This window comes from Rhizobium sp. BK456 (genome assembly GCF_014194045.1).
Classification (GTDB): domain Bacteria; phylum Pseudomonadota; class Alphaproteobacteria; order Rhizobiales; family Rhizobiaceae; genus Rhizobium; species Rhizobium redzepovicii.
Genome location: NZ_JACIAO010000007.1, coordinates 345,943 through 365,817 on the forward strand (window position 1 = coordinate 345,943; position 19,875 = coordinate 365,817).

Consider the following 19,875-nt stretch of genomic DNA (forward strand, 5'->3'; position numbering starts at 1 on the left):
CCAATGTGGCTTTTGCCGCGAATGTTGCAACTGCCGTTTCGGCATGCCTGCCCTGCGCCGCCGGCAGTGGAGAGGGTTCGATGATTATCGGCTTTTCCTGTGGGAAAGCTCATGGGAGCCGAACTCGGGCCGAGTCGTAACCACCCAGCCCGAGCGTCAGCCGCGGTTCAACACAGGCATGCCGTGTCGCCGGGTCGCAATACGGGGGTCGCCTCGAAGCAGTTCACGGCGCAGATGCGTAACGCGCCGATCAATAGGGACCGACGCACTGGCGACGGGGTCCGTGATAGGGCTGGAACGTATTGTCGAACGCCCTGTACGAACGATAGCGCGAATAGCACCAAGCCTCGTGGCTTCCGCCTCCTCCATAATAGGCAGAAGATGCATAGGCGCGGTACGGCCGGCCATAATAGCGGTAAGGCGAGCCATAGTAGCGATAGGGCGAACCATAATAGCGGTAAGGCGTACCGTAATAGCCGCCGTAGGGTGAGCCATAATACGAGCCGTAATAGGGCTGGGACAATGCGCCGCCTATGATCGTACCGACGGCCAGACCGCCCAAGGCCCAGCCCCAACCCGATCCATGACTGTGATGGTAACCACCGTGATGGCCGCCACCCCCGTGGCCATGGCCGCCATGCCATTGCACATACTCTGTCGGCTGCTGAGGTTCGATCCTGGGTGCGGTGATAGCCGGAAACGCCTGCGCCGGTACGCCGGGCATACCTATGATCAAGCATAACGCTGAAATGGTTAGCTTTCTCATGACTGTTCTCCTCTACTCCTCCAAGAGGAGGCATAGCTTCCCCTCCTCCTGAACCAAAGGTGAACGCAATATGTCGAAAAACGTTCCGTATCGAGGCAGATTAATCGCCATCGATGGCGCGGAGAACTATCGGCTTTTCATGCAATCGAGCCGTGCTTTTTCCAGAAGATTAAAAACTTGCCGCACGCTGTCGATTCCCAGAAGCTGAGGGTCTCTTGACAGGCTGGGCGTCCAGACGCCTGCCGTTTTGTATCGCTGAAAAGAAGACGTGCCGAATGTGATCGTCCCCCTACCGAAACTGCCCTCTTCGAGATTGATCGACGGCAGCAGGTCGAGTTGGGTGGCAGAGAAATTCGGAAGGAGACCGCTTCTGCGAATGATGACGCGCCGGTCGGTCAGGGCGTATTCGGTACGCGCCCGCACGACCGCATCGACGACAAAGCGTGCCGCGATCAGGTAAAGGCCTATCAGAACGAACGGGATACCCCATAGGCGCATGAAAACCGGCGTTCCCGGCGTGGTCAATACGCTGGTCTCCCAAAAGAGAGCGAAGCCGCCCCAAAAAAGAGAGAAGGGAACGAGGGCGAAATCCCACATTGTCAGACGAAATCCCTGTGCTGGACGCCCCGACCAAAGAAGTTTTTCGCCTGGCAGAAAATAGCTATGAATATCGCTGTTGCTCATATTATCGCAGCCTCTCAAAATGCCGTTTTATCGGGCATAGCCCACGGGTATCGCCATTCCCTGTTTCAACTCCTCCATCGAGATCGACGCCGAGACGTCGAAGAGTTCCAGCTTGCGCACGATCTGCTTATAAATGACATCGTAATGCTCGACGCGCGGCAGCACGATCTTCAGGATGTAATCGTGGTTGCCGGTCAGCCGGTGCGCTTCGACGATCTCGGGGATGTCGCTGATGATCCTGCGGAAGGTTTCCGTCCATTCGTCGGAATGGTGTGCCGTCTTGACGAGCGCGAAGACCGTCGTCGGCACGCCCATCCTTTCCCGGTCGAGCACGATGATGCGCCGAAGGATATGGCCGCTTTCCTCCAGCCGCTGAATGCGGCGCGAGCAGGCCGAGACCGATAGCGCCACGTATTCGGCCAGATCGGTCACGGATATGCCTGCATCTTTCTGCAGCGTGTCGAGAATGCGTCTGTCACGATCATCAAGCATGTGCCTTAAGGAAATCCTCCGCCCGATTTTTGCACGGTTTTTAAAAACTGCGCAAAACCATAGCAGATATTTGATATGGAAGACAAACAACGCAAACACACCGCGCGAGCATTGCGGCATCATTTTCAAAACTCGCAGCATGGGAGCATGAAGAGATGAAAACGATCGGCCTGATCGGCGGCATGAGTTTCGAAAGTTCGGCGGTCTATTATCGGCTCGTCAACGAGATGGTGCGCGCCCGCAAAGGCGGCCTTGCCTCGGCCGAGCTCATTCTGCATTCGGTCAATTTCGAGGAGATCGTCGCACTCCAGAAGGCAGGCGACTGGGCTGGCGCAGCTCGCCGCCTCGGCGAGGTGGCAGCGCGTCTTGAGGCCGCGGGCGCCGGCTGTATCCTCATCTGCACCAACACCATGCACCTGATTGCCGATGAGGTCGCCGGCAAGATCTCCGCGCCGCTGATCCACATCATCGACGAGACGGCGAAATCGCTGCATGCGGCCGGCCGTAAGCGTCCGCTGCTGCTTGCCACCCGCTACACGATGGAGCACGGATTCTATACCGACCGGATGAAGAGCCTCGGTCTCGATATCATGGTGCCCGACGCCGCCGACCGCACCACTGTGCACGACATCATTTTCAACGAGCTTTGCGCCGGCAGGGTGCACGACAGTTCGCGCGAAAAACTGATCGATATCATCGACCGCGCCGCAGAGCACGGCGCCGACAGCATCATCCTCGGCTGCACCGAGATCTGCCTGATCCTTGATCCCACCCGCCTGCCGCTCCCGGGCTTCGACACCACGTCGATCCATGCCCATGCGGCGGTGGATTTCGCTCTCGGCGACGACGAAGCGGAAACGGAAGAAGCTGCGTGAGTACGCTACAGTTTAGTTGACTCAGTCCACTAAATATATAACGAATGTCTTCGTTTGAAGGCCTCGGTCTCATCGACGAGCCTAGCTTACTTACGCGCCGTCATCCTCGACCTTGTGCAGAGGATCTGCTACCCATCGACCGGAAGCAGATGCTTGGAACAAGCCCGAGCATGACGACGGCCTTGTCGGCAAGTCCGAGGTCTCCATTGGGAGGCCTTTGCCATGTCCGATACCGCTCTCATCGAAACCGCCCGCGATTTCAACCGCTTCTACACGAACTTCCTCGGCCTCTTGAACAAGGCCTATCTCGACTCCCCCTTCACGCTGACGGATGCCCGCATTCTCTTCGAGATCGGATCGCATGACGGCATCAGCGCCGCAGCCCTTGTCCGCGACCTGCATCTCGACCCTGCCTATCTCAGCCGCATTCTCAAGCGCTTTCGCGCCGAAGGGCTAATCGAGACCAGTCCAGATCCGGCCGACCTGCGCAGCCAGATCATCGATGTCACCGATCGGGGACGCGCGCAGTTCGAGGAACTCGGCCGGCGCGCCAATGCCCAGATCGCCGCCCGATTCGACAATCTGGCGATCGGCGAACCGCAAGCCATCGTCTCGGCCATGGACACGATCCGCGCCCTGCTCGACCCGGCAGCCAAGCCCGCCCCCGCTGTCATCCGCGCCCACCGCGCCGGCGATATCGGTTGGATCGTTCAGAGCCAGAGCCGCTTCTACGCCGAGGAATATGGCTGGGACCTACGCTTCGAGGCGCTGGTCGCCGAGGTCGCCGGCAAATTCCTCGCCAATTTCGATCCCGCCAACGAATATTGCTGGATTGCCGAACGCGGCGGCGTCAATGTCGGCTCGGTCCTCGTCACCAATGGCGGCGATGGCATCGCCAAGCTGCGGCTGCTCTATGTCGACAAGTCGGCCCGCGGCCTCGGGCTCGGCAAGCTGCTGGTCGACGAATGCATCCGCTTTTGCAGGCAGAAAGGCTACCGCGAACTTCAGCTCTGGACCAATGACATGCTGGAGACCGCCCGCGCCATCTACGTCAAATCAGGCTTCCGCCTTGTCTCCGAAGAGAGACATCGCATGTTCGGCCCCGAAGCGAATGGCCAAAACTGGGTTCTCACCCTCTGAATCACTGCGTCGCAAAATTTCGCTTGATTTGGAAACGTTCATTTCCTAATTAGGCGTACATGAATGCAACGACACTCCAACTGAAAACCCGCAGTCGCGGCCGTCCGCGGGAATTCGACGCCGAGGCGGCACTCGACGCGGCGCTGCGTGTCTTTTCCGAGCGCGGCTACCATGCCGCCTCGATCAGCGAACTGACCGAAGCCATGGGGCTTGCCGCCGGCAGTGTCTACAAGGCCTTCGGCGATAAGCGCGGCATCTTCCTCGCCGCCTTCGACCGCTACCGTGCCGTGCGTCGCGGCCTGCTCGATGCCAAGCTGGCACGTGCAGAGACCGGCCGCGACAAGCTCCATGCGCTCATCACCTTCTTTGCCGGCTCTTCCCACGGTGAAATCGGCAGGCAGGGCTGCCTCGTCGTCGGCAGCGCCGGCGATCTCGCCCTCTTCGACGAAGAGGCGGCGGAGCGCGTCGCCACCGCCTTCATCACCGACGAAACGCTTCTCGCCGACCTCATTCGCCTCGGCCAGTCCGACGGCTCGATTTCGGCGGATATCGATGTATCGGCTGTGGCACTTGCGCTTCTCTGCCTCACCAAGGGCATGCGCGTCATCGGCAAGACGGAACGCAGTGGCGAAGAAATGGCCGCGGCTGCCGAAGCCGCGATGAAGCTGGTGACCTGACTTCCGCCCAGGGGAATGCCTGCATTCCCCTGCGCGCCCGGAAACGGGTGGCCGCCGGCAGACCGATTTGCGATTAATCCATTCAATCATACCGGAGTTTCTGATGAGCATTTCAGCCACCGCGCCGGATAAGGCCATTCCACGGGCGCTATCCCCCTGGCTCACCTTTCTTTTTGCCGCCGCCTGCGGTCTGGTGGCCGCCAATCTCTACTACGGCCAGCCGCTTGCCGGTCCGATCAGCGCCGAGCTCGGTTTCACGCCTGCCGCAACCGGCCTGATCGTCACGCTGACGCAGATCGGCTACGGCCTCGGCCTGCTGCTGATCGTGCCACTCGGTGACCTCACGGAGAACCGCCGGCTTGTGCTGCTGCTGGTTGCCGTCTCCGCTGTTGCACTGATCGGTGCGGCCCTGGCTTCGACACCCACAGCCTTCCTCGTCGCCTCGCTCTGCATCGGCCTTTCATCGGTCGCCGTTCAGGTCCTGGTTCCCTTTGCCGCCAACATGGCGCCCGACGCGACACGCGGACAGGTCGTCGGCAACGTCATGAGTGGCCTGCTCTGCGGCATCATGCTGGCCCGCCCCTTCGCAAGCTTCGTCGCCGAGGCCTCGTCCTGGCATGTGGTCTATTATGTCACCGCAGCGCTGATGATCGTGCTCGCAGTCATCCTGCGCGCCAACCTGCCGGTGCGCGTGCCGAAGACGAAGCTGCGCTACGGCGAGTTGCTGGCTTCCATGGGCCACTTGGCGCTGACCTCACGCGTGCTGCAGCGCCGGGCGCTTTATCAGGCCGGCATGTTCGGCGCCTTCAGCCTGTTCTGGACGACGACACCGCTGCTGCTCGCAAGCCCGGCCTTCGGCCTGACGCAAAACGGCATCGCCCTCTTTGCGCTTGCCGGCGCTGCCGGCGCCGTTGCCTCGCCGATTGCCGGCCGGCTTGCCGATCGCGGCATGACGAAAATTGCCTCGACGCTTGCCATGCTGCTCGGCATGGCTTCCTTCCTGATCAGCCATTTCGCCGCGGACGGCTCGCTGACCGCCCTGATCCTACTGACTGTGGCGGCGATCATGCTCGATTTCGGGGTGACGACCAATCTCGTCTGCGGCCAGCGTGCCATCTATGGCTTGAACCCGGAACATCGCAGCCGGCTGAACGGCCTGTTCATGGCCACCTTCTTCGCCGGCGGCGCGCTCGGCTCGGCGCTCGGCGGCTGGGCCTATGCGACCGGCGGCTGGACGATGACCGCCTGGATCGGCTTCGCCTTCCCGGCGCTTGCTTTCCTGCTGTTCCTCACGGAACGGCGCGACAGGTAAGCTGACCTGACGCATAATCCCGAAAATCGGAGTCGATCTCAGGATGATACGTGAGTTAAAGTACGAGGACGACAGGGTTTTCTCGTTCTTACAGGGATGCTTCCGGCATGCAAATGGATGAAGAAAAGATCGACGATGCCGTTCTCGCTTTGCTCTGGCTGACGCTGCATGACGGCGATCGGGCCTGGAAAGGGTTCGACTGGGACGCGATGGATCGTTTGTACAAGAAGGGTCTGATTGCCAATCCCGCGGGCAAGGCCAAATCAGTTGTTCTGAGCGACGAAGGGTTGCAGCGGTCGGAGGAATTGTTCCGCGCTCTGTTTACGCGATCGACGTAAAAGAGGCCCTCACCCCTTAACCATCGGCGGAATCGAAATGTGAGCGGGCGGCTCGCACCGCATCATGGTTGGCTTCCGCCCAGTTCAACAGCTGCGACAGCGGCTGGTAGAGCGAGCGGCCCAGTTCGGTCATCGAATATTCGACGCTCGGCGGTTTGGTCGGGAAGACCTCACGAGCGATATAACCGTCCCTTTGCAGATCACGCAGCGTCTGTGTCAGCATGCGCTGCGAAATATCGGGCAGCATCCGCCGCAACTCACCGAACCGACGGGGCTCCGCCGCCAGCACTTCGAGCAGCAGCGTCGACCATTTTCCGCCGATCTGCTGCATCATGTCCCTGACCGGGCAGTTGGAAAAATCAAGGCTGGCAAGATCGATCTTGCGCCGCGCCCCCGGCATCCTGTTTTTCAGACTGACGACCGCGCCGCTCATGAGCTGGTTCCCTTTTGGTAACGTAGAGCCGAAAAACTGCCTCCTTTACACCGCCAAGTCAATTCCTATTCTAGTGCTGCTCTCTTTTTGAGACTACCTATCGAGCATAGAAGGAACCGACTTATGAGCGAAACCATCCTGGTCACCGGCGCCGCCGGACAGCTCGGCCAGCGCATCATCCATCACCTCATCGAGACCTATAAGGTCGCCCCCGGCCAGATCATCGCGGCGACGCGCAACCCGGAAAAGCTCGCCGAACTCGCAAACAGGGGCGTTATCACCCGCAAGGCCGATTTCGATGACGCGGCAGGCCTCGAGAAGGCGTTCGCCGGCGTCGACCGCCTGCTGATCATCAGCACCGATGCGCTGGATACCCCCGGCAAACGCCTCGCCCAGCACAAGGCGGCCGTTGCCGCTGCCGCCAAGGCTGGCGTCAAGCACATCGCCTATACCTCGATGCCGGCGCCGGACGATTCGCTCGTCACCTTCGCGCCTGATCATCTCGGCAGCGAAAACGCCATCAAGGCGAGCGGCCTCGCCTACACGATCATCCGCGACGCCTGGTATCACGACAATTACCTGCACAGCATGCCGCACAACCTGCAGGGCGGCAAATGGTACAGCGCCACGGGCGACGGCAAGGTCTCGACGATCTCGCGTGACGACTGCGCCCTGGCGATCGCCGCCGTCCTTGCCTCCGGCACATCGGACAGCGCCACCTACACGCTGACCGGTGCGGTGTCTCTCGACAACCGCCAGATCGCCGGCATCGCCGCCGAAGCCGCCGGCAAGCCACTCGAAGTGGTCGACGTCAATGACGAACAGCTCGGTCAGGGCATGCGCGGTGCCGGCCTCCCCGGCTTCGTCGCCGACATGCTGGTGTCGGCCGACGCCAACATCCGCGCCGGTAAGTTCGACATCGTCACCGAGGATTTCACCAAGCTGACGGGCAAACGGCCGCAATCGCTGAAGGATTTCTTCGTGGCGCATAAGGCTGCTTTGACGGCTTGAGACCGAGGCTTGCCCCCTTCCTCGGATTTCACCTGAGGACGGGGGCACGGCATGCTTGATCCTTGAGTGGAAGAAGCTCCTCATTGCAGAGGAGTCATTCACGGCGGGACGTGCCGTGGCTGGATTCCTGTGACAAGCACAGGAATCCAGCGCGCCCAAGTCCTTGGGCGCAGGGCACTCTTCCCTCGCGGCAAATTGAGTGAGTCGCGATCAAACCTTCTGCCCACACGCCCTGCAGAACCGCCTGACCGTCTCGGCCATGCCATATTCCAGCGCATCGGCGGTCAGCCCATGGCCGATCGACACCTCGGCAAGCGCCGGAATGCGCTTCACCAGATCGGGCAGGTTTGCGACCGTCAGGTCGTGGCCGGCATTAACGGCAAGGCCGATCGCCAGCGCCGCATCCGCCGTCCGTCCGAGCGCTTCGAGAATCGGGGCCGCCCGTTCCGGCGCATCGTAACAGCCGCCATAGGGACCGGTATAAAGTTCGATCCGGTCGGCGGCGACGGCCTTGGCGATCTCGACGGCTTCAGCATCCCCGTCTCCGTCGGCAAACAGCGACACCCGGCATCCCATCGTCTTCAGCCGTGCGACGGCATCGGTCAGAAATGCCCGGTGCTTGCGGAAATCCCAGCCGTGATCCGAGGTCGCCTGCGCGGGATCGTCAGGCACCAGCGTCACCTGCTCGGGCGCGGCTCCGGCGCAGAGGTCAAAAAATTCCTCCGTGGGATAACCTTCGATGTTGAACTCGGCGTTCGGGAATTCGTCATCGATCAGATTGCGGATCACGGGCAGGTCGGAAAAGCGAATGTGGCGCTGGTCGGGGCGCGGATGCACCGTCAGGCCGCTCGCTCCTGACGCAAGGGCGATTCGCCCCAGCGCTTCGACGCTCGGCCAGGGCAGGTCGCGCCGGTTGCGCAGCATGGCGACGGCGTTGAGGTTCACGGAGAGCTTGGCGGGCATGGCTGGCATCCATCGGTCACGGAAACGGGATGCCCTGCTTTAAGCCAAGTGCTCTGCAATGGCCAACGAGATTCGCAGATGGATGCGATGCCGGACGTTGATGAAACCCAAGCATTTCAATCGAACATCGACGGCAAGCGTAGCGCAAACAGTAATTCCCGCTACCTTCCGAAGATGGCCGGATCATGCGGCAGCGCAGCACATGTTTTGCTGCAGCACAGAAGGCGTGCCGGCAAAATATGCCCTTACGTTGCTATCCCATTTAAAAGAGATTATTTTTAGCACTTATAAAAGAGATCGTTCACGCATAACGTGGACATTGTATCGCGTAAACGTAGGCCGCGTACTGCTTCTTTCCCAATGACAAGAACGCCCAGAGGAAAACCCCACTCGCCGCGCCTGGGAAGCAACTGGCAAATCCGCATGAGGTGCAACACGATGCCCTAGGAGGGTTCATGCCAGACGGTTCCAAACGCCTGTTTGCTGCCGCCGGTATCGCTTCGGAGGTCCGGTCGAAATACCGGTTTCTGCCTTCGGCCGCGCTGCCGCCGGATCTACCGGACGGTCCGGTGCCAATCGCCGATATGGCCAACGCATTCGGCGTTACGCACAGGACACTGCATTTCTACGAAGAAAAGGGGTTGATTTCTGCCAATCGAATCGGGCTGATGCGGGTCTACGGCCAGGACGACGTGATGCGCATGGCTGTGATCACCGTCTGCCGCGAGACCGGCATGCCGATCGCCGTCATCCAGGAATTGATGGACGAGCTTCGCAAGGCCGATTCGCAGGAAAGGGCCGAAGCGATGTTCCGCGAGGCGCTGCAGGTGCGCAAGCGCGAGCTGACTGCAGAGATGTCGACGCTGCACCGCCAGCTCCAGCAGGTGGGCGACCTTCTGGATTACGACAACAGTGTCGAAGAGCCGCCGCTCAACGACAACCAGGACAGCGCAAGCCTGACCCCGCAGGAGCGGCGTTGCCTGGAACTGATGGCGGAGGGCTATTCCACCCAGCGAATCGCCCGGGCGCTCGATCTGAAGCATGATGAGACGAGGGATCTCGAAGCCGCAATCATCCTGAAATTCCGCGCCAACAACCGCTTCCAGGCGATCGCCAAGGCCGTTCTGCTCGGCATCGTGCAGGCATAACCTTGAACGCCTGACTGCACCGCGGGCAAGCCTGGCCCACGCTCTCGACGGCCGCCACCGTCGCCTCCCGCCAATCCTATCAGCGCACGATCGTCAGCGTCTCCGCCGCGCGTGTGATGGCCGTATAAAGCCAGCGTTCCCGCGTATCGCGAAACGCCCAGCTCTCGTCGAAGAGCACGACGTCGTTCCATTGCGAACCCTGCGCCTTGTGAACGGTCAGTGCATAGCCGTAGTCGAACTCGTCGTAGCGCTTGCGGGTGTTCCAGGGGATTTCGCCTTCGACATCCTCGAAGGCCTGTTTCAGGAGCTTGATCTTGGCGGCGCCCCGATCCATGTCGTCGTCTTCGGGCCGGACCAGCAGATTGATGCCGGGCTTCGTCGTTTCCTTGGACGAGGTCATCACCTGCCAGAGCGAGCCGTTGAGCAGGCCTTTGGCCGGATCGTTGCGGAGGCAGACGAGTTTGTCGCCGGTCTGCGGATACTCGGCATTAAAGCCTTTCAACTCGCGCAGGCGCTGATTATAGCGCCGCCGCGTCCTGTTGGTGCCGACGAGCACCTGGTCGGCTTTCATCACGAGATCCTGCGTAACCTCGTTCTTCGAGATCACCTTGGCCGTGCCGTAATCGCCATACATCACCTCATTGCCCTCACGCACCTGCATGGCGAGCTTGATGATCGGATTGTCGCGCGCCTGCCGGTGGATATCGGTCAGCAGGTAATCCGGATCTTGATTGGTGAAGTATCCGCCGCCGCTGACCGGCGGCAACTGGCCGGGATCGCCGAGCACCAGGATCGGCGTGCCGAAGCTCATCAGATCCTTGCCGAGCGCCTCGTCCACCATCGAGCATTCGTCGACGATGATCAGCGCCGCCTTGGCGACCGGGCTTTGCCGGTTGATCGAAAACATCGGCGCGATCGAGGTCTTGCCGGTCTCTTCGTCCTCCACTGCCTCCTCGCCGCGTGGCCGGTAGATCAGCGAATGGATCGTCTTGGCGTTGGAGGCGCCGCGCGAGCGCAGCACTTGTGCCGCCTTGCCGGTGAAGGCGGCAAACAGCACGTCGCCGTCGACATTCTCGGCGAAATGCTTGGCAAGCGTCGTCTTTCCCGTCCCGGCATAGCCGAACAGGCGGAAGAGTGGCGAGCGCCCTTCATTCAGCCATTTCGAAACAGCCTTGAGGGCTTCATCTTGTTGCGGCGCAAATTGCATGATCGGAGGACTTGGCAGGATTCGCGGACGTTAGGCAAGGCGGAAAACCGCAAATCGCCCAGCGGGATGATCATCCCTCCCAGCGCCGGTCCATGCCGCTCGCGCACATCGACGGGTCCCGCCCGATGGCATCGGTCAGAAAATCCAGAACCGTCTTGACGCGCAGCGGCATGTTCCGTCTCGAGGGATAGACGACGGTGATCGGCAGCCGGCTTGGCTGAAAATCCTCCATCACGGGGATCAGCCGGCCGGCGGCGATATCGGGCCCGGCGATGATATGGGAGAGCACCGCCAGTCCCGCACCGGCAAGGGCTGCTCTGTGAATGGCGACGGCACTGCAGGCGGTCAGCCGCGGCGAGATCCGAATCGAAAGGTCTTCGGAGCCGTTGGAGAACGACCATGTCGCGGCATCGCCCGCCCTGTTGTAGCACAGGCATTCATGGTCCTTGATGTCCTTCGGCGTCCGCGGCGGCGCCTTGCGCGCGAGATAGGCGGGCGAGGCGACGAGGAAGGCCGTCGTCCAGCCGATCCGGCGGCAGACGAGGCTGCTGTCGGCGACCGAACCGAGGCGCACTTCGAGGTCGAGGCGCTCCTCGATCATATCGGAGCTCTGCTCCCTGAAGAGCAGTTCGACTGAAAGTTTCGGATGGGCGGCGAGAAGATAGCCCAGCCGCTCGCTCAGATAGAGGCCGAGCGGTGCCGGAACACTGAGCCTGACCTTCCCGGAAGCCATGACGCCGTCCGATCCGGTGGCATCGCCGAGTTCCTCCACCGCTTCGAGAATTCTGAGCGCCATCGGCAGCATCCGCTCCCCCTCCGCCGTCAGCGACAGGCCGCTCGTCGTGCGGTGCAGGAGGCGCGTGTTGAAATGCCCCTCAAGGGCCGCGACCTGCCGCGAGACCGCCGGCTGAGTCACGTCGAGATCGTGTGCCGCCGCCGAAAACGAGCCCGTCTCCACGACGCGCTGGAAGGTCCGCAATGCCGAAACGATATCCATCTCTGCCCCCTCATACTTTTGTGCATAGGCTTTATGCAGACAGACTAGGCTGGAATGGCTTTACAGTCCAGCAATTAAGGATATCCTTCATCCATAAGGATATCAAATATCCTTAATTAACGGAGAGACGACATGACCCAGCGATTGAACTACGCCCAGCAGTCCCCCGAGCTTTTCAAGAAGTTCATGGAATTCAGCATGGCATTGCGCAGCAGCGTGATCGACGAGAAGCTTCAGGCCCTCATCGAGATCCGCGCTTCCCAGATCAATGGATGCGGCTTTTGCCTCGACATGCATGTGAAGCAGGCAAAGATCCACGGCGAGACGGAACTGCGGCTCCATCACGTCGCCATCTGGCGGGAATCGAACCTCTTCGTCCCGCGCGAGCGGGCAGCCCTTGCCTGGACCGAAGCGCTGACGAAACTTCCAGAAGGCGGCATTCCCGACGAGATTTACGAACGGGTTCGCGGCCAGCTTTCCGAAAAGGAAATCTCCGATCTGACCTTCGTCGTCATGGCGATCAATGCCTGGAACCGCGTCAATGTCGGCTTCAAGACCGTCCCCGGTTCCGCCGACAAGGCGTACGGCCTCGACAAGGCCGGCTTGAACTAACCCTCACAATTCATTGAGAAGATTCACCTTTGACGCTGCCGCACCTCCGGCAGCGAACGGAGATCTGTTATGAAAATCGTCGTCATCGGCGGAACCGGCCTCATCGGTTCGAAGACTGTCGAACGCCTGCGCCTAAAGGGGCATGAGGTGATTGCCGCCTCGCCGAATTCCGGCGTCAATACGATCACGGGAGAAGGATTGGCAGCGGCGCTTGAGGGCGCGGAAGTCGTCCTCGATCTTGCCAATTCGCCGTCCTTCGAAGACAAAGCCGTCCTCGAATTCTTCGAGACCTCGGGGCGCAATCTTCTCGCCGCCGAGAAGACTGCCGGCGTGAAGCACCATATCGCGCTCTCCGTCGTCGGCACCGAGCGGCTACAGGACAGCGGCTATTTCCGCGGCAAGCTCGCCCAGGAAAAGCTGATCAAGGCGTCGGGCATTCCCTATACCATCGTGCATTCGACGCAGTTCATGGAATTCCTGGGCGGCATCGCCCAGTCGGGCACGGTCGGCCAGACGGTTCGCCTGTCGCAGGCCTATGTGCAGCCGATCGCCTCCGACGATGTCGCCGATGCCATGGCTGACGTGGCGCTGTCGGCCCCCGCCAACGCCACGATCGAAATATCAGGTCCGGAACGGGCCCGCTTGAGCGAACTCGTCGCCCGATATCTGAAGGCGATGAAAGACCCGCGCACCGTCGAGGCCGATCCGGAAGCAAAATATTTCGGCGTCCGGCTCAACGACCAGTCGCTTGTTTCCGACAACAACCCGCGGCTCGGTTCGATCAGCTTCGAAGAATGGTTCGCAAAATCCGCCCAGTCGAAGTGATCTTGCCCCGGGGCGCGACCACTGGGGCGCGTCCTCCCACACCAGCAAAGATGGAGATTCCAATGATCAGAGCATCGATCCTTGCCGCCGCCCTCACCTGCCTGGCGGCCACCGGCGCCGGCGCTAACGACAACAGCAAATCTGCCAAGGTCACCCTCGTCTACGAGCACGAACTTCCGAACGTGCCGGGCAAGAGCATCAAGGGCGTGCTGGTCGAATACGGCCCGGGCGGCTTCTCCGACGGCCATACTCATCCGGACTCCGCCTTCATCTACGCCACCGTGCTCGAAGGCGCGATCCGCAGCCAGGTCAATGACGGCCCGGTCAAGGTCTATCATGCCGGCGAGAGTTTCTCCGAAATGCCGGGCGACCGCCACGGCGTCAGCGCCAACGGCAGCGAGACGAAGCCCGCCCGCCTGCTCGCCGTCTTCGTCGTCGACACCGACCAGAAAGAGCTGACTTATCCCCTCAAGAAGTAAGGGCCGCCAAACCCGTCCGCGCGGGGCCGATGCTTGCGCGGACGGCCGACATGCTCGATCATGGGCCGCCCGCTCACCCCGGAGAACCGAGACAGATGATCTATGACGCGCTCTTCGGCAAGCCTCTGATATCACTGATAACAGTCGGCTTCGCCGGAATCGTCGTCTGGCACCTGCTGTCCCGCCAGCGGCCGACGACGCGTCTGGTGGTGCAGATCGTCTTTTTTGGCGTGATGACGCTGATCCTCGTCGGCAGCGGCATCGAACCCCACCGGTTTCAAGGTTATGGGTCCGAGGATCCGCAGGCTTTGCTCGTCATTGTCGCGAAGACGCTCTGGTGGATTCACCTGGCATGGGCTGTCATCGGTTTCATCAGGCTGTATCTGGTGCTGGAAGGCAGCCCCCGAGAGGCTCGCCTGCTGCAGGATCTCGTCATCGGCGTCGTCTATATCGGCATGGCCCTGTCGGTTCTGGCCTTCGTCTTCGGCGTGCCAATCGGGACCCTCGTTGCGACCTCGGGCGTAGTCGCTATCATTCTTGGCCTTGCTCTCCAGAACACGCTCGCCGACGTTTTCTCCGGCATCGCGCTGACACTCGGCCGGCCTTATGTCATCGGCGACTGGATTCTTTTGAGCGATGGCACGGAAGGGCGCGTCGTCGAGAGCAACTGGCGCGCGACGCATATCCTAACCAGCGCCAACAATATCGTCGTTCTGCCGAACAGTTTTCTCGCCAAGCTCGGCCTGACGAATGTCAGCCGGCCGGACGAGAGCCATCTCCTTGTCCTCACCATCCGCATCGCCCCGACACGGATGCCGGCATCGGTCCGCCAAGTCATGTTATCGGCGCTGACGAGCTGCAATTCGATCGTGCGCGACCCGCCGCCGGTCGTCGCACTAAAGGGGCTGGACGCCACCGCGCTCGAAGTCGAGCTGCAGTTCCGGGTGACGAGCCCGAGCCGGCGTGTCCAGGCGCGAAACGAGGTGCTCGATCTCGTCTATCGCCACTGCAAATCGGCCGGCCTGCTTCTCGCCGTTCCGGCGGCGGCCTCGGTGCTGACGGGCGATCTGCCGACCGAAGAGAGCGCTCGACCGCCGCGGGTGACGCCGCTCGAACTCATCGAGGCCATTCCGATCTTTGCGACGCTGACGGCAGATGAAAAGCAGAAGCTTGCCGAGACCACTGCCGTGCGTGAATTCCGCAAGGGCGACGTGATTGTGCGGGAGGGGGAAATGCTGCCGTCGCTGATGATGGTGCGGGCCGGCATTATTGCAGCGCGGCACGGCGATGGGGAACGCGGGCGGCTCGCACCAGGTGATTTTTTCGGTGAGACCGGGCTGCTCGCGGGCATGCAGGAAGTCTGCACGCTCGAGGCTCTGACCCCGGTGACGGTCTATGAAATCGATCAACAGGCATTCGCTCCGTTGCTGAACCAGCGTCCGGCGCTGGCGGAAGAAATCGCCGAAGAGCTCGCCAGCCGCGCGGAGCGCTTTCGCGACGCAGCACTCCCCCCGGAACCCGCCCACAGCGCGCACGCCATTCTGAAAACCATCAGGACAATCTTCAGGGGCTAGCACGATAATAAGACGCGCGGCCCTGTAATCAGCCGGCGCGCTTGAGCACCCATTCGAAGGTACTCTGCCAAAGCTCGGCCGGCACTTCCTCGGACAAGGTGCCGACCAGATCGGAAAGCCGGACGCGCCGCAGCGTATTGCGCCATGCCTCGTCGGCTTCCCACATGACGCGGGCGACTGCGCAGGGCTTGCTGTCGCAATAGCCTGCCGGACGGCAAGGATTGTTGTCGCGGATGTTCGTGCAGGTGAAGCTGCGCGCCTTGCCCTCGACCGCTTCGACGATGTCGAGAAAATTGATCTCGGAGGACGGTTTGGCAAGCCGGTAACCGCCGCTCGGGCCGAGCGTGGTATCGACCAGCGATGCCTGCGAAAGGCTCTGCAGCGCCTTGGAGAGATATTCCTTCGGCAGGCCATGAAGCTCGGCGAGCGCCTTGGTGGAGAGATACCTGCCCTCGGGCAGGCCCGCGAGAATGGCGCAACAGTGGAGCGCCCACTCGACCTGGCTTTTCAGGATCATTCAGCAACTCGCGTGATGGCTGATTCTGCGAATAGGAATTAAGGATACATCATATCCGCAAATTGAAATGATGTAAACGACCCGTAAAAGCAGCGTGTTGCGTGAGTTGAAATTTCTTTACATTCGTGCCGGCGGCACAATCCCTCACAGCGAATGATCACCCGCCCAAGATAAAACTTTGCCTGCATGCGGAATAATACCGCCTCGTCTCGTGTCTCATGTCAGGTACCGCAAAATTGCGTGCCCAACCTGAGGAGAGACATCATGAAATCCGTGAAATTCCTGTCCGTCGTGGCCGCAGCAGCCCTCGCAGCGACCGCTGCTTTCGCAGCCGCTCCCGTCAAGGAAGTCGAATCCGCCAAGGGCAAGGTTCTTGCCGGCGACAACGGCATGACCCTCTACACCTTCAAGAAGGACGCCAAGGGCGTTTCCAACTGCAATGACGATTGCGCCAAAAACTGGCCGCCGCTGATGGCCGCTTCCGATGCCAAGGCCGATGGTGCATATTCGATCATCGACCGCAAGGATGGCAAGAAGCAATGGGCCAAGGACGGCATGCCGCTGTATTACTGGGTCAAGGACAAGAAGGCGGGCGACATTACTGGCGATGGAGTCGGCGGCAACTGGGAGCTTGCCAAGCCTTGATCGCCTTGCTCATCAGAAAGCGGCTGGCGTGAAAACACCCGCACCTGAAAGTTTCGAGGGCCAGATCCTGGCCCTCCTTCCCTCGCTCAGGCGCTATTCGCGCAGCCTGACGCGCTCGGATGCCGATGGCGAGGATCTGCTCCAGGACTGTGTCGAAAAGGTGCTGGCGCGCCGTGGCCAATGGCGCGGCCTCAACCTGCGCGGCTGGGTCCTGACCATTATGACCAATCTCTACCGCAACGGCCGGCGCGGCAAGGCGCGCGACGGCCTGGTCGAGCTTGACGCCGCCGGGGACATGGCCGCTCCCGAACCGCCGGCCGATCCGCTGGAGCGTGCGCGGCTCGATAACGCGCTGAACAGCCTTTCGGAGGAGCACCGAGCCGTGCTGATGCTCGTCGTCATCGAAGGATACACGTACAGCGAGGTCGCCGCTTCCCTCGACATTCCCATCGGCACCGTCATGTCCCGGCTGTCGCGCGCCCGCCTGCGCGTCGCCGAGAGGCTGAAGGCCGATAACGTCATTACGCTTCGGAGACCGAAATGAACGAAACCAATCCGATCGTCACCGAAGCCGATCTCCACGCCTTTGCCGACGGTCAGCTGCCCGAAATGGCACGCGCTCGCATCGAGGCTTATCTTGCCGACAATCCCGACGAAGCGGCGCTGGTGGCCGAATGGCAGGCGCAGAACACGGGCATCCGATCGCTGTTTGCCGGTTACGAGAAGGCAAAGGACACCGACCCACTGCTCGTCGCCCCCACACGTGCCGTCTCCTCTACGCCGAAACGCTGGGCGATTGCCGCCGCGGCCCTCGTCGTCTTTGCGCTCGGCACCGTCAGTGGCCATTATGGCCCGGCACTGCTGGAAAGGCCGGCGTTGCAGCTTACCGGTTCAGAAACCTTGCCGAAACAGGCCGAGACCGCATTCATGGTCTACGCCGCCGAGGTTCGCCACCCGGTCGAGGTCTTCGCCGACGAGGAGGCCCATCTCGCCACCTGGCTCGGCAAGCGCCTCGCCATCCAGAACCTGAAGATCCCGAACCTGCAATCGCTCGGCTTTAAGCTGGTTGGCGGCCGCCTGCTGCCGGTCGATGACAGGCCGGGCGCCATGTTCATGTATGAGAACCAGGCGGGCGAACGCCTGACCGTCATTGTCGGCCGCAACACGGAAAACCGCACGACGAGCTTTCGCTTCGCCTCCTCGGGCAATCTCGAAACCTTCTACTGGATCGACGGCGAACTCGGCTATGCCGTCACCGGCGAAATCTCGCGTGAAACCCTGCGGGGTGTGGCCGAGGAATGCTACAGACAGTTTCCGTCCTAGAGCAACTCCAGGAAAAGTGCGAAGCGGTTTTCCGTCCGGAATTGCGTAAAACAAAAGACTAGAGCGGTTCTGCGCTTCCGTTGAACCGCTCCACAGATCAGCGCAGCGGATCGTTGGCAAGTTCGATCGGCTGCCCGTGTGGCGTGGCTTCGGCGGCCCGCTGCCAGCTCTGCTGCAGGTCGAGGATGACGGATGCATCCGCTACGCCGCGGCTGACAAGCAGTTCGGAAAGAGCCGCCACCCAGCAGTCGAAATAATCGCTGCCATCCCTAGCGCGGCCGGGCTTATGCAACTCCTTGGACAGGGCCTCGGCCCATTCGCTCCACGCGAACAGCCCCTTCTCATGCAGATGCACCGTCATGGCGAACGCGTCCGCCGTCCAAGGCTCGGGAAAAACCGGATCACCTTCGGGCGACTTCGGCAACCCAAGCGATTGCGCCAGCTGAGACGGCGTCTCACAAACGCTCAAGATAGCTCTCCCACGCATCGATGGAGACCGTTAGCGACGGATCCGCTCCCTCGCCCCAGATCTCACCGCCGCCGAAGACGACGGTATAGAGCCATTGCGGATTTTCGCCTCGGCCATGCGCATTGTCGTCGGGAAAGACGAAAGCCCCTTGCACCGCCTCGACGACACCCGTCTTGGCGCGCGCATATCGCGGCAGCCGCGTATGGGTGGCCAGATTGAAATTCTTCGTCCTCACCGCCTCGCCCACAGCAAAGAGCGGTGCGGTTTCGACAGGACGATCGCAAGGCCCGCCTTTCGCCAGCGCGCCCGGCACCATCTCCGCCTTCAGCACCCGTTTCGGCGCGGCGCCCTCCTGCAGCTTGCGGCCGGACAACAGCTCCTCGCGCGTCGCAAAACCGTGCCGCGCGAGCAACGTCTCGACGCCGCGGATCCAGATCTCGTAATAGCTGGCGGCGAGATAATCGGCCGGCGGAATGTTTTCGCGTGCATGCCGGCTTTCATCGATCGTCCATGCGCCGAAAGCGCCGCAGGAAAGCGTGATGCCGAGTGCCCGCTTTTCCCATTCGGCATGGAAATAAGGTTCGTTTTTCTCAGGCGCGACAGGCCCGAAGCCCATCTGCCCGCCGAGATCGTGCGGTCCGTTCATGGAAGAGCCTCCGGGCTGCCGGCAGCTGAAATCTTCGCGCTGCCTGCGATTGCCGTGCCGATCATCGCATCGCGGCTGACGAGGCCGGCAAGTGCTGCCTCGTTCATTCCGTCCGTGCCGTCCGGCCGCTCGGGAATAACGAGATAACGCAGTTCCGCCGTCGAATCCCAGACGCGGATCTTCTTTTCCTCGGGCAGCGTCAGCCCAAATTCGGCAAGCACGCCGCGCGGATCGATGACGGCGCGCGAGCGATAGGCCGGCGCCTTGTACCACACCGGCGGCAGCCCGAGCACCGACCAGGGATAACAGGAGCAGAGCGTGCAGACGATGAGATTATGGGTCTCTGCCGTGTTGAAGACGGCGCGCATGTGCTCGCCCTGCCGGCCGGTGTAACCGAGGCTCGCAATCGCCGCCGTCGCATCGCGCTTCAGCCACTCGGCGAAATCGGCATCGCTCCAGGCCTTGGCGACGACATGCGCCCCATTCCTCGGCCCCACCTTCGTCTCATAAGTCTCGACGATCGCATCGATCGCCGCCGGATCGATCAGCCCCTTCTCCGTCAGCAGCGTTTCCAGGGCTTTGACGCGGGCCTGCATGTCGGAGTAGTGGTTGTCGTGGGCATGATCGTGGTGGTCGTGGTCGTGATCGTCGTTCAAGGCAATGTCCTCCAAACGGCAATCGGCCGTCCTGTTTCCTCAATGCGCGCGGACTCGCTCCTCCTCTTCTCCCCAGCGGGGAGAAG

26 protein-coding genes are annotated in these 19,875 nt (G+C 61.5%); 15 read left to right on the forward strand and 11 right to left on the reverse strand.

What is annotated here, in order from left to right; all coding sequences use genetic code 11:
• Positions 1-250: 250 nt before the first annotated feature.
• The 3 genes from FHX03_RS21435 to FHX03_RS21445 all read right to left on the reverse strand — a co-directional run bounded on the left by FHX03_RS21435 (position 251) and on the right by FHX03_RS21445 (position 1,942).
• Positions 251-766, reverse strand: coding sequence for a BA14K family protein (locus FHX03_RS21435; RefSeq protein WP_183779605.1), 516 nt, complete (start codon positions 764-766; stop codon positions 251-253).
• Positions 767-892: 126 nt separating this feature from the next.
• On the reverse strand, positions 893-1,450 hold the full coding sequence (locus tag FHX03_RS21440) for a PH domain-containing protein (RefSeq protein WP_183855347.1): 558 nt from the start codon (positions 1,448-1,450) through the stop codon (positions 893-895).
• 27 nt (positions 1,451-1,477) lie between these two features.
• On the reverse strand, positions 1,478-1,942 hold the full coding sequence (locus FHX03_RS21445; protein ID WP_097629334.1) for an Lrp/AsnC family transcriptional regulator: 465 nt from the start codon (positions 1,940-1,942) through the stop codon (positions 1,478-1,480).
• A 155-nt stretch (positions 1,943-2,097) separates the two neighbouring features.
• Between FHX03_RS21445 and FHX03_RS21450 the strand changes: the two genes are divergently transcribed.
• The 5 genes from FHX03_RS21450 to FHX03_RS21470 all read left to right on the forward strand — a co-directional run bounded on the left by FHX03_RS21450 (position 2,098) and on the right by FHX03_RS21470 (position 6,284).
• On the forward strand, positions 2,098-2,817 hold the full coding sequence (locus tag FHX03_RS21450; RefSeq protein WP_097629333.1) for an aspartate/glutamate racemase family protein: 720 nt from the start codon (positions 2,098-2,100) through the stop codon (positions 2,815-2,817).
• Between the two features lie 222 nt (positions 2,818-3,039).
• Entirely contained in the window at positions 3,040-3,957 is a 918-nt protein-coding gene (locus tag FHX03_RS21455) for a helix-turn-helix domain-containing GNAT family N-acetyltransferase (protein ID WP_097629332.1), read from the forward strand.
• A 59-nt stretch (positions 3,958-4,016) separates the two neighbouring features.
• Entirely contained in the window at positions 4,017-4,634 is a 618-nt protein-coding gene (locus FHX03_RS21460; RefSeq protein WP_097629331.1) for a TetR/AcrR family transcriptional regulator, read from the forward strand.
• 103 nt (positions 4,635-4,737) lie between these two features.
• Positions 4,738-5,946 (forward strand): MFS transporter, encoded by a 1,209-nt coding sequence (locus FHX03_RS21465; RefSeq protein ID WP_097629330.1) that lies wholly within the window; start codon positions 4,738-4,740, stop codon positions 5,944-5,946.
• Between the two features lie 107 nt (positions 5,947-6,053).
• Entirely contained in the window at positions 6,054-6,284 is a 231-nt protein-coding gene (locus tag FHX03_RS21470) for a DUF6429 family protein (protein WP_097629329.1), read from the forward strand.
• A 16-nt stretch (positions 6,285-6,300) separates the two neighbouring features.
• Here FHX03_RS21470 and FHX03_RS21475 read toward each other — a convergent pair whose 3' ends face one another.
• Positions 6,301-6,717 carry a winged helix-turn-helix transcriptional regulator gene (locus FHX03_RS21475; RefSeq protein ID WP_097629328.1) on the reverse strand — a complete coding sequence of 139 codons (417 nt, stop codon included), beginning with the start codon at positions 6,715-6,717 and terminating at the stop codon, positions 6,301-6,303.
• A gap of 123 nt (positions 6,718-6,840) precedes the next feature.
• On the opposite strand from FHX03_RS21475, the gene FHX03_RS21480 reads away from it, so the two are divergent.
• Entirely contained in the window at positions 6,841-7,728 is an 888-nt protein-coding gene (locus tag FHX03_RS21480; protein WP_097629327.1) for an SDR family oxidoreductase, read from the forward strand.
• A 210-nt stretch (positions 7,729-7,938) separates the two neighbouring features.
• Here the strand turns inward: FHX03_RS21480 and FHX03_RS21485 are convergent, their stop codons facing one another.
• A complete protein-coding gene (locus tag FHX03_RS21485; protein ID WP_097629326.1) occupies positions 7,939-8,691 on the reverse strand; it encodes a pyridoxine 5'-phosphate synthase in 753 nt (250 codons plus the stop codon).
• A gap of 78 nt (positions 8,692-8,769) precedes the next feature.
• Between FHX03_RS21485 and FHX03_RS21490 the strand changes: the two genes are divergently transcribed.
• Both FHX03_RS21490 and FHX03_RS21495 read left to right on the forward strand, forming a co-directional pair.
• Positions 8,770-8,973 (forward strand): hypothetical protein, encoded by a 204-nt coding sequence (locus FHX03_RS21490; RefSeq protein ID WP_131711353.1) that lies wholly within the window; start codon positions 8,770-8,772, stop codon positions 8,971-8,973.
• Between the two features lie 173 nt (positions 8,974-9,146).
• The gene (locus tag FHX03_RS21495; protein WP_097629325.1) at positions 9,147-9,839 is read left to right on the forward strand and encodes a MerR family transcriptional regulator; all 693 of its coding nucleotides are present in this window, start codon (positions 9,147-9,149) and stop codon (positions 9,837-9,839) included.
• 79 nt (positions 9,840-9,918) lie between these two features.
• On the opposite strand, the gene FHX03_RS21500 is transcribed toward FHX03_RS21495, so the two are convergent.
• Both FHX03_RS21500 and FHX03_RS21505 read right to left on the reverse strand, forming a co-directional pair.
• Positions 9,919-11,046 carry an ATP-dependent RecD-like DNA helicase gene (locus FHX03_RS21500; protein WP_003593484.1) on the reverse strand — a complete coding sequence of 376 codons (1,128 nt, stop codon included), beginning with the start codon at positions 11,044-11,046 and terminating at the stop codon, positions 9,919-9,921.
• 70 nt (positions 11,047-11,116) lie between these two features.
• On the reverse strand, positions 11,117-12,043 hold the full coding sequence (locus tag FHX03_RS21505; protein ID WP_097629324.1) for a LysR family transcriptional regulator: 927 nt from the start codon (positions 12,041-12,043) through the stop codon (positions 11,117-11,119).
• A gap of 132 nt (positions 12,044-12,175) precedes the next feature.
• Here FHX03_RS21505 and FHX03_RS21510 point away from each other — a divergent pair, with 132 nt between their 5' ends.
• The 4 genes from FHX03_RS21510 to FHX03_RS21525 all read left to right on the forward strand — a co-directional run bounded on the left by FHX03_RS21510 (position 12,176) and on the right by FHX03_RS21525 (position 15,533).
• Positions 12,176-12,655 carry a carboxymuconolactone decarboxylase family protein gene (locus FHX03_RS21510; RefSeq protein WP_003593481.1) on the forward strand — a complete coding sequence of 160 codons (480 nt, stop codon included), beginning with the start codon at positions 12,176-12,178 and terminating at the stop codon, positions 12,653-12,655.
• A gap of 69 nt (positions 12,656-12,724) precedes the next feature.
• Entirely contained in the window at positions 12,725-13,480 is a 756-nt protein-coding gene (locus FHX03_RS21515) for an SDR family oxidoreductase (RefSeq protein WP_097629323.1), read from the forward strand.
• A gap of 62 nt (positions 13,481-13,542) precedes the next feature.
• The gene (locus tag FHX03_RS21520; protein WP_097629322.1) at positions 13,543-13,959 is read left to right on the forward strand and encodes a cupin domain-containing protein; all 417 of its coding nucleotides are present in this window, start codon (positions 13,543-13,545) and stop codon (positions 13,957-13,959) included.
• A 95-nt stretch (positions 13,960-14,054) separates the two neighbouring features.
• Positions 14,055-15,533, forward strand: coding sequence for a mechanosensitive ion channel family protein (locus tag FHX03_RS21525; protein ID WP_183855349.1), 1,479 nt, complete (start codon positions 14,055-14,057; stop codon positions 15,531-15,533).
• A 28-nt stretch (positions 15,534-15,561) separates the two neighbouring features.
• Here the strand turns inward: FHX03_RS21525 and FHX03_RS21530 are convergent, their stop codons facing one another.
• Positions 15,562-16,050 (reverse strand): RrF2 family transcriptional regulator, encoded by a 489-nt coding sequence (locus FHX03_RS21530; RefSeq protein ID WP_097629320.1) that lies wholly within the window; start codon positions 16,048-16,050, stop codon positions 15,562-15,564.
• Between the two features lie 264 nt (positions 16,051-16,314).
• On the opposite strand from FHX03_RS21530, the gene FHX03_RS21535 reads away from it, so the two are divergent.
• From FHX03_RS21535 to FHX03_RS21545, 3 genes are read left to right on the forward strand one after another with little or no spacing between them, the layout of a single operon-like run.
• Positions 16,315-16,695 (forward strand): hypothetical protein, encoded by a 381-nt coding sequence (locus FHX03_RS21535; protein WP_097629319.1) that lies wholly within the window; start codon positions 16,315-16,317, stop codon positions 16,693-16,695.
• A gap of 28 nt (positions 16,696-16,723) precedes the next feature.
• Positions 16,724-17,239, forward strand: a complete 516-nt coding sequence (locus tag FHX03_RS21540; RefSeq protein ID WP_097629384.1) for an RNA polymerase sigma factor — start codon at positions 16,724-16,726, stop codon at positions 17,237-17,239.
• Entirely contained in the window at positions 17,236-18,018 is a 783-nt protein-coding gene (locus FHX03_RS21545) for an anti-sigma factor family protein (RefSeq protein ID WP_097629318.1), read from the forward strand. The genes FHX03_RS21540 and FHX03_RS21545 overlap by 4 nt, the downstream gene beginning before the upstream one ends.
• 97 nt (positions 18,019-18,115) lie before the next feature.
• Here FHX03_RS21545 and FHX03_RS21550 read toward each other — a convergent pair whose 3' ends face one another.
• Genes FHX03_RS21550 through nthA form a run of 3 tightly spaced genes read right to left on the reverse strand, consistent with a single transcriptional unit; the run spans position 18,116 to position 19,729 of the window.
• Positions 18,116-18,487, reverse strand: coding sequence for a nitrile hydratase accessory protein (locus FHX03_RS21550; RefSeq protein WP_097629317.1), 372 nt, complete (start codon positions 18,485-18,487; stop codon positions 18,116-18,118).
• The gene (gene nthB / locus FHX03_RS21555; RefSeq protein ID WP_097629316.1) at positions 18,474-19,133 is read right to left on the reverse strand and encodes a nitrile hydratase subunit beta; all 660 of its coding nucleotides are present in this window, start codon (positions 19,131-19,133) and stop codon (positions 18,474-18,476) included. Before nthB ends, FHX03_RS21550 begins: the two co-directional genes overlap by 14 nt.
• Positions 19,130-19,729, reverse strand: coding sequence for a nitrile hydratase subunit alpha (nthA, locus tag FHX03_RS21560; RefSeq protein WP_246699281.1), 600 nt, complete (start codon positions 19,727-19,729; stop codon positions 19,130-19,132). Before nthA ends, nthB begins: the two co-directional genes overlap by 4 nt.
• Positions 19,730-19,875: the final 146 nt, after the last annotated feature.